Origin of the sequence: Povalibacter uvarum (genome assembly GCF_014202975.1) — a bacterium.
GTDB classification, from domain to species: Bacteria; Pseudomonadota; Gammaproteobacteria; order Steroidobacterales; family Steroidobacteraceae; genus Steroidobacter; species Steroidobacter uvarum.
On the sequence record NZ_JACHHZ010000007.1, the window covers coordinates 241,362 to 256,023 of the forward strand.

At 63.2% G+C, this 14,662-nt stretch carries 14 protein-coding genes and 1 pseudogene; 7 read left to right on the forward strand and 8 right to left on the reverse strand.

Annotated features, from left to right (window positions below):
- Positions 1-13 precede the first annotated feature (13 nt).
- Both HNQ60_RS26270 and HNQ60_RS26275 read left to right on the forward strand, forming a co-directional pair.
- Positions 14-823 carry an arylamine N-acetyltransferase family protein gene (locus HNQ60_RS26270; RefSeq protein WP_184335773.1) on the forward strand — a complete coding sequence of 270 codons (810 nt, stop codon included), beginning with the start codon at positions 14-16 and terminating at the stop codon, positions 821-823.
- Positions 824-983: 160 nt separating this feature from the next.
- Positions 984-1,334: a hypothetical protein gene (locus tag HNQ60_RS26275; RefSeq protein WP_184335774.1), complete on the forward strand. Its 351-nt coding sequence runs from the start codon at positions 984-986 to the stop codon at positions 1,332-1,334.
- Positions 1,335-1,454: 120 nt separating this feature from the next.
- Here the strand turns inward: HNQ60_RS26275 and HNQ60_RS26280 are convergent, their stop codons facing one another.
- The 3 genes from HNQ60_RS26280 to HNQ60_RS26290 form a co-directional block, all read right to left on the reverse strand.
- Positions 1,455-2,249, reverse strand: coding sequence for an SDR family oxidoreductase (locus HNQ60_RS26280; RefSeq protein WP_184335775.1), 795 nt, complete (start codon positions 2,247-2,249; stop codon positions 1,455-1,457).
- 141 nt (positions 2,250-2,390) lie between these two features.
- Positions 2,391-3,671: an autotransporter outer membrane beta-barrel domain-containing protein gene (locus HNQ60_RS26285; protein ID WP_184335776.1), complete on the reverse strand. Its 1,281-nt coding sequence runs from the start codon at positions 3,669-3,671 to the stop codon at positions 2,391-2,393.
- Positions 3,672-3,819: 148 nt separating this feature from the next.
- Positions 3,820-4,236, reverse strand: coding sequence for a hypothetical protein (locus HNQ60_RS26290; RefSeq protein ID WP_184335777.1), 417 nt, complete (start codon positions 4,234-4,236; stop codon positions 3,820-3,822).
- Positions 4,237-4,388: 152 nt separating this feature from the next.
- On the opposite strand from HNQ60_RS26290, the gene HNQ60_RS26295 reads away from it, so the two are divergent.
- Positions 4,389-4,847 (forward strand): DUF5658 family protein, encoded by a 459-nt coding sequence (locus HNQ60_RS26295; protein WP_184335778.1) that lies wholly within the window; start codon positions 4,389-4,391, stop codon positions 4,845-4,847.
- Between the two features lie 8 nt (positions 4,848-4,855).
- Here HNQ60_RS26295 and HNQ60_RS26300 read toward each other — a convergent pair whose 3' ends face one another.
- A complete protein-coding gene (locus tag HNQ60_RS26300; RefSeq protein ID WP_184335779.1) occupies positions 4,856-5,722 on the reverse strand; it encodes an alpha/beta fold hydrolase in 867 nt (288 codons plus the stop codon).
- Between the two features lie 152 nt (positions 5,723-5,874).
- Positions 5,875-6,351: a hypothetical protein gene (locus HNQ60_RS26305; protein ID WP_184335780.1), complete on the reverse strand. Its 477-nt coding sequence runs from the start codon at positions 6,349-6,351 to the stop codon at positions 5,875-5,877.
- A gap of 203 nt (positions 6,352-6,554) precedes the next feature.
- Here HNQ60_RS26305 and HNQ60_RS27755 point away from each other — a divergent pair.
- Positions 6,555-6,662, forward strand: a pseudogene (locus tag HNQ60_RS27755) ((2Fe-2S)-binding protein); the annotation flags it as partial.
- Between the two features lie 301 nt (positions 6,663-6,963).
- Positions 6,964-8,232 (forward strand): S41 family peptidase, encoded by a 1,269-nt coding sequence (locus HNQ60_RS26315; RefSeq protein WP_184335782.1) that lies wholly within the window; start codon positions 6,964-6,966, stop codon positions 8,230-8,232.
- A 53-nt stretch (positions 8,233-8,285) separates the two neighbouring features.
- Here the strand turns inward: HNQ60_RS26315 and HNQ60_RS26320 are convergent, their stop codons facing one another.
- Positions 8,286-9,686 carry an alpha/beta fold hydrolase gene (locus tag HNQ60_RS26320; protein ID WP_184335783.1) on the reverse strand — a complete coding sequence of 467 codons (1,401 nt, stop codon included), beginning with the start codon at positions 9,684-9,686 and terminating at the stop codon, positions 8,286-8,288.
- Between the two features lie 49 nt (positions 9,687-9,735).
- On the opposite strand from HNQ60_RS26320, the gene HNQ60_RS26325 reads away from it, so the two are divergent.
- Positions 9,736-11,319 (forward strand): nuclear transport factor 2 family protein, encoded by a 1,584-nt coding sequence (locus tag HNQ60_RS26325; RefSeq protein ID WP_184335784.1) that lies wholly within the window; start codon positions 9,736-9,738, stop codon positions 11,317-11,319.
- Between the two features lie 259 nt (positions 11,320-11,578).
- Positions 11,579-12,217 (forward strand): DUF2799 domain-containing protein, encoded by a 639-nt coding sequence (locus tag HNQ60_RS26330; protein ID WP_184335785.1) that lies wholly within the window; start codon positions 11,579-11,581, stop codon positions 12,215-12,217.
- A gap of 23 nt (positions 12,218-12,240) precedes the next feature.
- Here HNQ60_RS26330 and HNQ60_RS26335 read toward each other — a convergent pair whose 3' ends face one another.
- Both HNQ60_RS26335 and HNQ60_RS27990 read right to left on the reverse strand, forming a co-directional pair.
- Complete coding sequence (locus HNQ60_RS26335) at positions 12,241-12,720, reverse strand: chemotaxis protein CheW (RefSeq protein ID WP_184335786.1); 480 nt, start codon at positions 12,718-12,720, stop codon at positions 12,241-12,243.
- A gap of 1 nt (position 12,721) precedes the next feature.
- The gene (locus HNQ60_RS27990) at positions 12,722-14,425 is read right to left on the reverse strand and encodes a methyl-accepting chemotaxis protein (protein WP_221304472.1); all 1,704 of its coding nucleotides are present in this window, start codon (positions 14,423-14,425) and stop codon (positions 12,722-12,724) included.
- Positions 14,426-14,662: the final 237 nt, after the last annotated feature.

Below are 14,662 nucleotides of genomic sequence, written 5' to 3' on the forward strand. Positions count from 1 at the left end.
CTATGCTGGGCGAATGAAGCTCTCCGACTATCTCTCGCGCATCGGCTATAGCGGTTCTCCGCAGCCCGATCTGCCGACGCTGCGTGCGCTTCATGTCGCGCATGCCCAGGCTGTTCCGTTCGAGAATCTCGATGTCCAGTTGCGGCGTCCCGTCTCCATGGATCCGTCGGCAATCTACGAAAAGCTCGTGACGCGCCGGCGCGGCGGCTGGTGCTATGAGCAGAACGGTCTGATGGGATGGGCACTGCGTGAAATTGGCTTCGACGTGTCACGCCTCTGCGCGGGCGTGATGCGGGAAGCGGCGGGAGACGGTCAGCTCGGCAATCATCTGTGCCTGCGCGTGAATCTCGATCGGCCCTATCTGGTCGATGTCGGTTTCGGCGGCAGTCTGCTGGAGCCGTTGCCGCTCGCTATCGACGGACGCGTCGATGCTCCCTATCGAATCGAGCTCAGTCGGATCGACGGCGGCTACTGGCGGTTCACGGAGCAAGCGCACAGCGATCCGTTCAGCTTCGATTTCAAGGACGCGTCCGCCGATGAAGCGCTGCTCGCCGCCAAGTGCGAATGGCTGCAGGTCCATGCGGAATCGCCGTTCGTCAGGAATCTCGTCGTACAGCGTCGTCGCGGCGATACGCATGTGACTGTGCGTGGGCGCGTACTGACGACCATGAATGCAGTGGGGACGGACAAAAGGCTGCTGGCGAGCGCCGATGAGCTCGTCGACGCGCTGCGCGAGAACTTCCAGCTGGAAGTCCCCGATGTACGGTCTTTGTGGCCCGCGATCTGCGAACGTCACGAAGCACTGTTCGGAGAGCGTGCCTGAGATCGCCAGTCATGGCGTTCCTGTACTGAAGTTCATCCGTGAGCCGGTTGTGGCCGGCACCCCGTCCTTTCTCATGCCCGGGCGCAACTGCTTCGGGTGCACGAGAGGAGCGGTGTCGATCACCGCGTCGTGCGACGTCCCTTCAATTCAGGAGATGACCATGCACGCAAGGAAATCGATTGTTGCCACTGCGGTCCTGGCCTCGACACTCGCGGCTCTCTGGGCCGGTGGTGCCGCCGCGGGACAATGTACGATCTGCCTGCCCGATCCGCTGACCGGGAAAATCCATTGCTTCGAGAACATGTGCGCTCACATCAAGACGTGGCTGCACTTCCCACCCGATGCGCAGGTCAAGACGCCCATCGACATCACTTCCATCGCGCGTGAACTGCAGACCGTAGTCGCTGATCCCGTGCCGCTGCCGTGGGTTCTGGTCAACCCGACGACCAAGCGCCAGTTCATCGTCGACCTGCAGAAGGGGACAATGACCGAGATCGTGGCGGCCAAGTAGCAGATTGGCTGTGAGCGGTGAGCTGTGAGCGATGAGCCCGAGGGGCGGTGGCCGGCGATCTTGAATACTCTGGCTCGCAGCTCGCAGCTCGCGGCTCGCAGCTCATCCCTCATCGCGCGCTCAGTGCCTCTGGCGGATTGCCTTCTCGGCGATGCGATCGATGACGGAGGGTGCGAGCAGCTTCAACCAGCGGCCGAGCTTGCCACGCGTCGACATGAGCACCAGTCGCTCGCGGCGGTCGATGGCGCGGACGATCCTGGCGGCACAGTCTCTGGCTGTCATGATCTTCGACTGCATCATCGGCGACGTCCCGAGCGGCTTCCCATCGGCGCCGATGGCGCGCTTGTGAATCTCGCTCACGACGAAATCCGGCGCGATCACGCTCACATCGACGCCGGTGCCGGAAAGCTCGATGCGCAGGGAATCGAAGAAGCCGATCATCGCGTGCTTGCTGGCCGCGTAACCGGAGCGTTCGGGAACGCCTGTAAGTCCCGCGAGGCTGGCGACCGCGACCAGCAATCCCTTCGATTGCTTCAGGTGCGGCAGCGCCAGCGCCGTGAGCCTTGCAGGCGCGAGATAGTTCACGTCCATCAGCCGCGACAGGATGGAGAGATCTCCCAGTGCATCGAAGCGACTCCACATCGTGATGCCCGCGTTGTGGATGAAGACATCGATGCCGCCGAAGACCGCGACGGTCTCGTCGACCAGGCGTTCGCAATCCTGTGGATTCGTGACATCCGTCGGAACGACATGCGCTTCTGCCCCAAGAGCGCGGCATTCCTGCGCAAGGGTTTCCAGTCGCGAGCGATCCCGTGCAGCCAGCGAGAGATGAGTCCCCCGCGCAGCGAGTTCGAGCGCAAGGGCGCGACCGATGCCTTCAGACGCACCGGTCAGAATGATTCTGCTTGCTTTCATGCGGGTTCCCCTTGGCCGGCGGCAGCACCGGTGGCGCAAGTTTCCCGCGTTACTGAGGGGCGAGCTAGTGGCGCGGCCATCTTGTCGTGGCTCTTGTTGTGGGTCCGGCTAAAGCCCGGACCCACAACTGGACCAAGCCCTCTAGAACTCCCGGCGCAGTCCCAGCGTTGCGCCGTACCGGTCGATGTAGTCGTGCCCGAGGAGGCCTTCGATGTTCGCGAATGCGCTGAAGCCGTGAGCAAAGACGGCGACGAGACTCAATCGTCCGGCATAGACATCGCGATCCGGTGGCGCATCGAGGAAGGCGAGCTGCGTCGGGTCGGGGCGCAGGTCCTCCGCGAACCGCGCGGTGATGATGCGCTGGTCGTCCTCGAACTCGTGGATCCAGTCCGCGTTGAACTGCACCACCCAGACTGCCGTGCTCCGGTTGAAGGCGCGGGTCGCTTGAAAGCCGACAGCCGTGCGCAGCGAATCCTCGGTCTGCGCATCGAATGCCAGTGTCATGGGAGTATCGCCGGATTCGGTGAAGGCATCCGTTTCCGTGCGGCGCGAAGTCAGTGCCACTCGGGGTCCCCATGTGAACACGCCAGCGGAAAAGTCCGCGCCAGAGCGCAGCTCGAGGTTCCATTCAGTACTGTCAGAGTCGGCATCGACGGCCGCCGGCGGCGGATCGTAGACGATGTTCGGCGGGAACATCGGATTGCCAAACACCTCCTTCCGCACCGTCACGATGCGCTGCACTTCCAGCTTGCGGCGATCGATCGTTGCGTTCGCGTCGATGAATACACTGGGGCGTGGAAACCAGGAGCCGTAAAGCACTGCGCCGTTCGCACGAATACGAAAGTCGCCGGTGTCGTTGTCGAAATCACCGGAGCGCTCGTTCAGTCGCAGCCCGAGACCGATGAGTCCGGTCGTTCCGAATCGATAGTCGGAGCCGAGCAGCAGGCCGGCGAGATTGGAACGTCGGCCCGTTTCGTAGCGCGTCGCGTGCTGATGCTCGCGCTGATAGTCCACGGACAAAAACGCGCTCAGCCGTCCCACCTCGACGATGCTCGTTTCATCCGCCGCCGGTTGTTCCTCTCCGCGCGCACGGTCGCGTCTTCGGCGCAACGTGGCGTCCGAGACTGCGCTGCCTTGTCCCGATGAAGCGCCTGCGCCACCGCCGGATGCAGTAGTGGACCCGCCGCCGCCCGTGGGGGGCAGGCCCGAACAATACGACTCCAGCCGCGGCCCCGCCTGACCGGGAAGCAGCACGCCGTCTCCTTCGCGTTCGAAATTCATCTCGTCGCACTTGGCGTCAAGATAGAAAGCGTACTGTTCATCGAGCGTCTGCGCGGCGACAGGAAGCGTCAGCAGCGTGGAGATGACGATGCAGAACGAAAGCGTCGCGCGGCGACGTCGTTCAAAGGCATTCATTTTCATTCAGTCCCGCGTTATCCATCCCTGGTCGCGATTGCAGACGAAAGCCCGCGGACATGCAACAAACGAGCGCGGATTCTGTGCCTTCCGTCATCCCCGCGCTCGTCGTCTAAATCGAAAGACCTAGGCCTCGAGCTCGATCCAATGCCTCTCAATCCGGCCCGGCGAGCGCAGCCCAGAAGCTGTCGTAGTTCTTCAGTACACCCGGATCCTCCCTGACGATGCCCACGACCTGACGAGGGATGAGCTTGAGGTGATCGATCATGCCTTCCTCATTCATGCCGTTGGCCCGTGCAAACTCACGGAAGATCGCGAAGGAGCGTACTTCGTACGCGTCGACGTCGATGTCGGCCCCGTTCGCGAAGGTGGCGACCGTCTCCTCGTAGTACGCGCGCATGTGCGGCGACTTCTTCCATTCGCTGGCGCCCTGGATGTCGACGGTCGTTGGACTGGACGTGGCCGCCGAAGCGGACTGCTGCGGCTTCGCATGCGGATGACCGGGCCCGTGCGAGCAGCCCGTGATGATCGCGACAATGAACAAAGGGGCGAGGAGCGTACGGGATGCCATCTTGCTCTCCAGGTTTCGATTGCGCGGTGTCCGAAAACTACCCTCGTCATGGACTTCGTGTCGATTGTTCCCTGTGTCGCTCACAAATATTGTTTCCGGCATTCCGTTAAGTCGCGCGCAGCTGAGCTGCGCGTCAAAGCATAGTGCGAGGCATGCAGACGACTCTCGTCGAACGTCGTTCCGGGAACGAGCGCAGACGCCGCACACTGGCGGCTTACTGGCATGGAGCGCGCAATCCGCGCCGCCGGGCGGGCCGCCGTCTTGCCGATACCCTCTATCCGATCATCGACTGGCATTCGCCCCGCGTCTTTGCGCTGGTCCTGTCGATCCTGCTCTTGTGCGTATCCGACGGCGTCCTGACCGTCCTGCTGATCTCGAAGGGTGCGGTCGAGGTGAATCCCGTCATGGCAAAGTTCGTCCCGCACGCGCTGGGATGGTTTGCTGCAGCGAAGCTCACGCTAACGGGCCTGGGCGCAATGGCGCTCGTAGCCTGCAGCCGGATGAGGCTGTTTCGCGGGGCGATTCGCGGCGAGACACTGCTCGCCGCGATTGCCGTCGGCTATATCGCGCTGGTGGTTTACGAGCTGAGAATGCTCGACCGCCTGCACTGACGAGTGCTTTACTGGAAGATGCCTTTCGGCACCTCTCCTCGCAGGAAGGGCTCCACGAAACCGTGCAGCAGATCGAGCTGATCGATGACAGCCGTGTGCGACGTTGCCGGCATCACTGCCAGTCGTGAAGCGGGCAACGGCTTCCCCATGTCCCCCATGACGCCGCCCCCGAGCAGGCGGAACAGGGCGACGGAATGCTCGAGCGTCGCGACATCGGCATCGCCGGTGATGATCAGTACGGGCGTCTTGAGCGACTTCACGCCGGCTTCCCACGCCATCGGTTCCTTCTCCAGTGCGATCAGTTTCGCAACCAGGGCAGGGAAGCCGTTCGGATTCGCGGCGAGTTTCTTGTAGTCCTCGGCGAACGGCATGTCGAGCATCATCTCGACCTTCATCTGCGGAATGAACGCCTTGAACTCCGGTTGCCAGCCTTCCGCGTCGTAAGCGACGGAGGCGGCAGCCAGCTTGTTCACCTTCTGCGGATGGCGAATGGCGAGCTGCAGTCCAGCGGCTGCGCCCATCGAATAGCCGAACACATCAGCCTTCTTGAGCCCCACGGCGTCCATGAAGGCAGCAACATCGTCCGCGAGATTCGGATACGTGATCGGCCGATCGATATCCGTCGTGCGGCCGTGGCCCTGGAATTCCAGCGCGTACACGGTGTGGGTCTGGGCAAGCTTCGGAATGATCGCGCCCATCGCCGGAATGTTCATATAGGCGCCGTGCAGCACGATCAGCGGATCGCCTTTGCCGGAGACCTCGTAGTACATCTCCATCGAGTTGACGCGGACCCGCTGTCCCGCGGGCTCGGCGTGAACGAGGGCAGGGCCGGCCAGGATCAGAAGGCCGGTTATCAGGGCAGCGCGAGTCGACATCGATCTCTCCCAGTGTTCAGCAATTGCAGGATGCTTGCCGAGGACGCACGGGGCAGGGGAAATCCGACGCGCCGGGAAAAAAACATCGGTCCGACGCGCAACGCCGCAACGAGAGGCAATGCTCTCGCCGCGGCTGTTGCGGAACGACTCGCTCAGCCGGCGTAGCTGGAGAAGAACGTCGTCTTCACGCCCGGCAACATGACGAACTGGGGATTCCAGATGAGCTTGAGCCATCCCTTCGGCTGGAAGGGTCCGTACGGCGGGTCGTGCGTGAAATCGCACTGCAATTCGATGCGCGGCGGCAGGCGTTGATAGAACGCGGTGGTCGCCGTGAGCGCCGCATTGTCGACGCCTTTGAACACTACGCCGGAGTCCGCCTGCCACTGACCCATTCGCCAGCGCGAGCCGCTCGGCGACACCTTGTCGGGCGTTGGTCCCCGCAGGATCGTGATCTTGTCGGAGGCAGCACCGCCGCCTGAATAGATGAGGCCCTCGCTGGCGAAGTGCCAGGCATCGATCTTGTAGCTGATCCCGCTGGTCTGCAGCGTGGCGTCGCTCTCGACGATCACGTGTCCGAGGATGGGCTTGTTCTCGACCGTGATGCCGACGGCGGAATACGCAACTTTCATGACGCTGCTCCCTGTGACTGCGAGGACTGCCAGTCCCGAATTTACGCGAGCGGCATTGCACTCGGCACTGACCGAAGGGACACGTCGCGAGTCCGCGGATTCGTCACCGGAACGTGCCGTTTGTCCCTGCCGCCGCGCAATTCTTCGTGCGCCATGGTCTTTCTGCACCTGTTCTGCACCGGCGAACGACGTGCGGGGGTTCCATGCGTGCCTTTCAACTCAATGTGAACGATCAAGTCCGGACCGTGACGGTCCATCACACCGACACGCCGCTGCTCTGGGCGCTTCGGGATGGACTGCGGATGACGGGCACGAAGTACGGGTGCGGCATGGGTATGTGCGGCGCATGCACGGTGCTCCTCGACGGCAATCCCGTCCCGATGGGGTCGGCGAAGCCGGCGTGCCTCCGACTGCGCCCGCTGTCGCCAATGCAATCTTCGCGGCGACGGGGCAGCGCTTGCGGAAACTGCCGCTGCGGCCGACCGGCTGACGTCGTCATCACTGCGTACGCGGGGACCCATCTCAGGCGTTGATTGCGAAAAAGCACTTCGTTGCTGCGACGTTTGCGGTCGCTGGTGCATCCTATGCTGATCACCCGGCCGAGGATCGAGCATGAGTCGCTATGCCCTGTTCGCGCTGATCGTCACAGGCCTGCCGTTGATCGCAAACGCTGAGCCGCGTCAGGACGTCGAGTCGGTCGCGGCTCTGATCGAATCGAAGTACTTCGACCCGAGGCGCGCGGAAGAGATCGCGACGGGTTTGCGAAAGTCCGCCGCTGCGGGAGACTTCGATCGATTCGACGATCAGCGTGACCTCGCGGTCGAGTTGACCCGGCGGCTGAAGCCGCTCGACGGACATTTCGACGTGCGCTGGAACTCGCGGGAAGCGCCGCGCAGCCAGACATCGAGGCCCGGCAGCGCACTGCCGGAGAGCCGCACGAACTACGGCTTCGCGAGGATTGAGCGCCTGCACGGCAATGTCGCGTACATGGAGCTCACCTACGCGGCGCACATAGATTTCGCCGATGTCGATTCGCCATCGAAGCGGAGCGCCGACTCGGCGCTGGCGATGAGTCGCGACGCCGATGCCGTGATCATCGATCTTCGTCGCAACGGGGGCGGCTCGCCTGCGATGGTCGGCTACCTCGTCAGTGCATTCGTTGACGAGAAGGCCGACGTGTACAACACTTTCCACTCGCGGCAGGGCACCACGAGCGAACGTCCTGCCCGGACGTATGCGAAACCGATGTTGTCGGTGCCCGTTTACGTCCTCACCAGCGGTCGCACCGGGTCGGCTGCGGAAGCGATCGCGTTTACGCTGCAGTCGGCGCAGCGTGCCGCGATCGTAGGTGCGAGAAGCGGCGGCGCCGCCAATCCGGGGGCGCAGTTCACGACGCCGCAGGGCTACACCCTGTTCATATCGACCGGATCGCCGCGCAATCCGGTGAACGGCCGCAACTGGGAAGGCGATGGCGTGAAGCCGGATGTGGAGGTGGCTGCAGAGCGCGCGCTGGTACGCGCTCACGAGTTGGCGCTGCAAAAGATACTAGGCGGTTCGATAGCCGGTGCAGCACGTACCGATGCGCAGTGGGCGTTGGATGCTCTCAGCGCCAAGGCGCAACCGAAGGCGCTCGCGTCAGCGGATGAGGTCGCAGGCCAGTTCGGGCCTTACAAGCTCGAAACGATCGCTGGAGTGCTCGTGGCAAACCGCGCCCGCTGGCCGACGATCACACTGTCCCCGCTCGGAAAGGATCTCTACTACTTTGACCATGACCCATCGCGGCGCGTGAGGATAGAGCGCGAGAACAGCGCGGTCGTCGCGATCACTGTTCATTCCTCTGATGGGAGCGAACAGCGGTTGCGGCGGAGTGCGGCCGACTGAGCGCATCGAACATATACACATATATATGTGTGGCGCCGCCGAGCGGATTTTCCCTACGGCACGCGCCAGACCGGGGCCTTCATGTTCCTGAGACAGGATGCGTCGATGTTCGCCGTCGGCTGCTCGAGAAAGGCGAGCACCAGCGGATCGAAGCACGTGTCGAGGTTCGAAAGGCCATCGACGATGTGAGCGCCCTCGTGGATGACGAAGTGACGACTGTTGCGATAGATCTTCGTCATGCTCTCCGCCCAGTCCGGTGGACTCACGGGGTCGAGTCGGCCGGAGATCATGAGGACCGGCCCGTCGAAGCTCGGCGTCGTGAACGCGTCGGGATCCTTTCTGGCGGGCGCCCATTCGCGACACGCCTCTTGCTGACGACGCAATCGATAGGCCCCGAAGCGTGTCGGCGCCGACGCGGTGATCGCAGCGCTCGTATCGATCGCGGCGAACGTTTCGGCGCATGTCATGGAGAGATATAGCCCTTCCGCGAAGTGTGGCCCCTGCGTTGGTCTGGTCGCTTCGAGAAACGGCTGCAGATCGCCTTGCGCGGCGCGATTCACGACGAACGGAACGCGTCGGGCGCCGCCCGGCGAGTACATCAGTGTGCGCAACTTCTCCATGAATACTTCGCTGCTTACCGGCGCGTCTGGCGCATTCAGTCGCTCGAGGGCCTGCTCCAGGTCTGCATCCGGAGTCTTGAACGCGACCGAGCAAGCATCATCCCGGCGGCAGTCGCCGAAGAGTTGCCCGAGTGCGGAGTCGGCGACCAGCGCGTGGAATCTGGGCGGGGTCCGGTCGGCCGGAACTGTGCCGAGCAGCACGGCGGAGCGCACGGACTTGGGGAAGTCCTTGATGTAGCGCATGGCCAGCATCGTTCCATACGAGATCCCGAACAGATCGAGTTGCTCATAGCCGAGCGCGCGTCGAACTTCATCGATGTCTCGTGCCGCATTGCGCGTCGAGTAGCTCGCGAGATCCGCGGTCTCTTCCAGTTGCTGCCGACACTCGCTCACGAGCGCGGGCGGATACATCGGAGCGTACGGCGACGCGTTCTGCTCAGCGTCGATCCGAGGGCAATACAGGCCATGCGACTTGCCGGTGCCACGCATGTCAGCCAGCACGATCGTTCGATGGGCGCGATAAGACGCGCCGTCGCGGGCGTAGAAATCCACGAAAGTAGCGCTGCTCCCACCAGGTCCACCCTCGAGGTCGTATTGAGCAGTCTTCGTAGTCGAGCCATCCAGCGGATCGAGCACGAGCACATGCAGATCGATCTGGCGATCCTTTGGACGATCGTAGTTCTCCGGCACACGAACGGTCCCGCACCGTACGCGTTCGAGCGAAATCTCTCTTGGGCAGTTGGCGGTCGTGAACCGAGCGTTCGATGCGTGGACGGCCGACGCGAGGCTCGTCGCCATCAGCGATGCAATCAGGAGAAGGCGAGCCCGATTCATATCCACTCCCTGTTTGAAGCTGTGGGATTCTAGGCACAATGACGCAGCCATGGGCAGCCAGCGTGCATCGATCGATGCCCGAAAGGGCAATCACCCGGATCAGCTCATCGACTCGCAGCACACCGACCTCGTCTCGTCGCATCGGTCGCAATTTTCGCCACGCTGCTGCATCTACAAGCCGCCCGTTTCGCACAGGAAGAAAGTTGTGAAAGTCCGGTTCCCGATGCTCGTGTCTTTGGTGCTATTGCTGGTCGTGTCGCCCCATGCGTGGACGAAGGAATCAGCCAACGCTTGTGCCGCGCCGCCTGCGACGATGCGCGCGGCTCGTATTCATGCAGCCGGTGGTCCCGAGTCGCTTCGTGTGGAGTCAGTGCCGGTGCCTGCGCCAGCCGCGGGAGAAGTGCTCGTGCGTGTTCACTACGCCAGCATCAATCCGGTCGACTGGAAGCTGCAGGAAGCAGGGCGATTCAAGTTTCCGGCGACTCCCGGCGGGGACTTCTCGGGAGAAGTCATCGCACTCGGCAGTGGTGTGACCGAGTTCAAGTGCGGCGACCTCGTCGCGGGCATCGTCAACCAGCGCGAGCGCAGCGGCAGCTACGCCGAGTACGTTACGGTGCCGGTCACGGAGATCGTGCCGAAGCCATTCGCATTCTCCATGGCGGAAGCCGCGGCTTATCCCACGGTATCTGTCGCAGCATGGCGCTTCCTGGTGAAGGGCGCCGATGTAAAAGCCGGCGAGCGCGTACTCGTGCCGGGCGCCGCCGGCGGCGTCGGTTCGGTCGTCGTGCAACTGGCAAAGGCGAAGGGCGCCTACGTGATCGCGACGGCGTCGGCCCGCAATCATGAATACCTGAAGTCGATCGGTGCCGACGAAGTCATCGATTACAAAGCTGTGCAGTTCGAAGAAGTCGTGCGCAACGTCGACATCGTCATCGATACCGTCGGCGGCGATACGCTCGCACGCGCCGATCGCGTTCTGCGCGATGGCGGTCGCCTGATCAGCATGGCCGGCGCCGTAGCACCGTCGGTTTGCGCGGCGGGCCGCATCGTCTGTCTCGCGACACCACCCTGGAACGTAAAGGAAGCACTCGAAGGTCTTGCGCCGCTGATCGCGGCAAACAAGATCCGGATCAACATCGACGGCAACTATCCGCTCGATGCCGTGGTCGATGCGCAGCGCCACAATCGCAACGGCAACACCCGCGGCAAAGTCGTCATCGACATGGGCGTTGCGCTGCGCAGCGCCGACGTGAGCGCATCGGGCGCAGACGTCCACGCAGTAACGATTCCGCTGCAGGCCTATCTCGACGGTCACGCCACCGGCCAGGAACATCACTTCCGCCGCGCTTTCGCTACGGACGGGATGCTCGTCGGCGTGAAGGACGGCAAGTACGGTCAGCGTCCGGCAAGCGTCTATATCGCGCAATCTTCCAGCGGCCGCGCCCCGCGTGATGAGAATCTGCGTCGGCGCTGGATACGCTCAGTGACCGTAACCGGCAACGTCGCCACCGCGGTGATCGAGCTCGACTATCCCGACATGAAAGCACTCGATCACATGAGCCTGCTGAAATTCGAAGATGGCTGGCGCATCGTCGTGAAGGCCTACGAGGCGAGCACGCCGACGTCGACCTGAAAGGTGATCCCCGCGAAAGCGGGGATCAGAGCGATGAGCGATGAGCAGCGAGCCGGATGAGGCATCAACTGCTCCCTTTCCGAAGGTGCACGCGGGGTCGGGAGCTGTGGGACACGGATTCCCGCTATCGCGGGAATGACGAGGGTGAAGCTGAACGGCACCGCAACAAGCCGGATTCCCCGCGACCTGTGAAACTCTTCACATCCGGTTCACGCGCCCGTGGCTAACGTCCGCTCAGGTTCTCAGCGGGGCGGCCTTCATGCAAGGGTTTCATTCGAAGTTGCTGGCGATTGGTCTCGCCTGCGTCACGGCTACGGTTGCGGGGTGCTCGTCGATGAGCGCCAACGAATGCATGGCGACGGACTGGCGGACGGTGGGCTACGAAGATGGCGTGGTCGGCTATTCCGGCAATCGCATCGGTCAGTACCGCAAGTCCTGCGGCAAGCATGGCATCTCGCCGGATCTGGCGGAGTATCAGGCCGGTCGAGAGCAGGGGCTACGTGAGTTCTGCAAGCCGCTGAACGGATTTCGCATCGGCTCCCGCGGCAACGGATACAACGGTGTTTGTCCGGCGGATCTCGATGCCGATTTCGTCGACGCGTATCAGACCGGCAGGCAGCTCCATACGCTGCGTTCGCGTGTCGGCTCGACGGCGGCGGAGATCGATTCGATGCGCGCCGAGATGGACAGCATCGATGCCGGGCTCGTCAGCGTCGCGGCGCAGATCCTGGACACGACGATCACGAACGAGCAGCGCGCCCAGTTGCTGGTCGACAGCAAGCACATGGCGGAGCGCAAAGGCGAAATCAGAGCCCGCATTCCGCAGCTCGAAGACGATCTCCTGATCTATCGGCGCGAGCTCGACGACTATCGCGCAACGCTACCCTACGTCGAGTAGCGTGGCGCTGCCGCTGGCTGCGGTCAGGCCGCCGCAGCGACTTCGACTGTCTCGCCACCGAGCATGCGGTCGATGTCGAGCAGAAGGACCATGCGGTCGTTGACCTGTGCCAGGCCGTTCACGAGCTCTTCGCCGTGAGTGTTGACGACATCCGGAGCCGGACGGATGTTCTCGCCCGGGATATCGAGTACGTCAGAGACGCCGTCGACGACCAGTCCGAAGTCACGCCGGCCACGGTTGCTTTCCACCGAGAGAACGACGACGACCGTCAGTGCCGATGGCTCGACGGCTTCGATCCCGATGCGACGACGCATGTCGATGGTGGGGACGATGTTGCCGCGAAGGTTGAGCACGCCGAGCATGTGATGCGGCGTTTCGGGAATGCGCGTGACGGGCGAATAGCCGCGAATCTCGACGACTCGCAGGATATCCACGGCGTAGGTCTCTCCTCCCAGCTGGAAGGACAGGACCTGGCGGGCACCGGTCGAATTGATCTGGCTCATCTTAGAACTCCTTCCATGCGACATCGCTGCCGCTGACCTTTGCTGCGGGAGCCGGCCTCGCGGGGCGAGATGCGGCTTTGCGCGGCGCCATCTTCACGACTCTCGTCGGCTGAGCGTGGGCGACCGGTGCGACGCGTGTTTCCGCGACCGCGCCCGTCTTGAACTGGGACATCAGCGACACGAGTGACTGCGCGCGTTCCTCGAGCGACTTGCTCGCGGCCGACGCTTCTTCGACCAGCGCGGCGTTCTGTTGCGTGGTCTCGTCCATCTGCGAAACGGCGTTGTTGACCTGCTCGATGCCGGTCGCCTGCTCTTCGCTGGCGGCGGCAATCTCGGCCACGATGTCGCTGACCTTCTTCACCGCGTCCATGATGTCATCCAGCGTCTTGCCGGATTCGTCGACGAGCTCCGAACCGACCTTGACCTTCTGCACCGAGTCGCTGATGAGATCCTTGATCTCCTTGGCGGCGGTGGCGCTGCGCTGCGCGAGGCTGCGGACTTCCGTCGCGACCACTGCAAAGCCGCGGCCCTGTTCGCCGGCACGCGCTGCCTCGACCGCAGCGTTGAGAGCGAGGAGATTCGTCTGGAAGGCGATCTCGTCGATGACGCCGATGATGTCCGCGATCTTGCGGCTGGAGCCGTTGATCTCGTCCATCGCGCCGACGACGCGCTGCATGACCGAACCGCCTTTCTCGGCATGGGTGCGTGCATTGCTCGACAGCTGGTTCGCCTGACGCGCGTTGTCCGCGTTCTGCTTCACCGTGGCGGTCATCTCTTCCATGCTCGAAGCCGTTTCTTCGAGTGCAGCCGCCTGTTCCTGCGTGCGCTGGCTCAGGTCGTCATTGCCGCGGGCGATCTGCATGACGCCCGAAGACATGTTCGCCGTCGCGTCCTTGCTGCCGGAGATGATGGTCTGGAGCTTCTCCATGAAGCCGTTCATCGAGTTGGAGATCTCACCGAACTCCGCGCCCATCGCGGGGAGGCGATACGTCAGGTCGCCTTCGCCAGAGCGAAGGTCTTCAGTTGCACGGAGCACCTGGCGCAGCGGCGTCACGATGCTGCGGCCGATTGCGATCGCCAGGATGATGGCCAGCGCAACTGCGGCACCGCCGCCGCCGATCAGGACGAAGTTTGCGGAAGCGCGGGCCGCGGCCGCTTCGGCGATGCGCTCACCGAGCAGGTCGTCTTCCGCATCCTTGATCTCCGCGAGCTGCTTGCGCATCTGGTCCATGCCGGACTTGCCGCGCGCTTCGCGTTCGTATGCGACGATCGCGTCCATGCTCTTCGCGCCCGACGCGACTTCGCGGCGCAGCGCGAGGCCGGGTTCGACGGCCTGCGTATTCCACGAAGACATCGTGCTCTTCAAATCATCGAGGCGGCGCTGCTGGGTCGGGTTGTCCGCGGTCAGCGTCTTCGCCTGCGTCCAGCTCGTCTGAAAGGCGTCGCGGCCGGAGTTGAGCGGTTCGAGGAAGCCTTCCACGCCGGTGAGCATGAAGCCGCGCGCGCCGGTCTCCATGTTGATCAGACTCGCGAGGATCTCATCGGCTTCACCCAGGACCTCGTAGGTGTGGATGTTCATTTCCTGCGCGGCGACCTGTTTGTTCTGGCTGATCTTGGCCGTGATGATCAGAACGACGAGGATCGCGACGATGATGCCGAACGCGCCGATCAGGCGTGAATTGATACTGAGCTTGGAGAGATCCACTGCAACGCTCCTGGAAAGAGAGGCTTCTCGCCGGATGGGCGATGCCTCTGTAGCGGCCTTGCCACTCGGAGGCATTAGCTCGATATTCCGAATCAGCGGATGCCTTAGGGGCGTGCGGGGAGGCGGCCGAGCTGCAGGGCGTTCGTTCCGAAGGCGGATGAGTGGGGCGTCAGGGTTCGTCTGATGCGGCGCCGATGCGCCGCGTGGGTGCGGCTGTGGCACGCTTGTCAGGTCCCG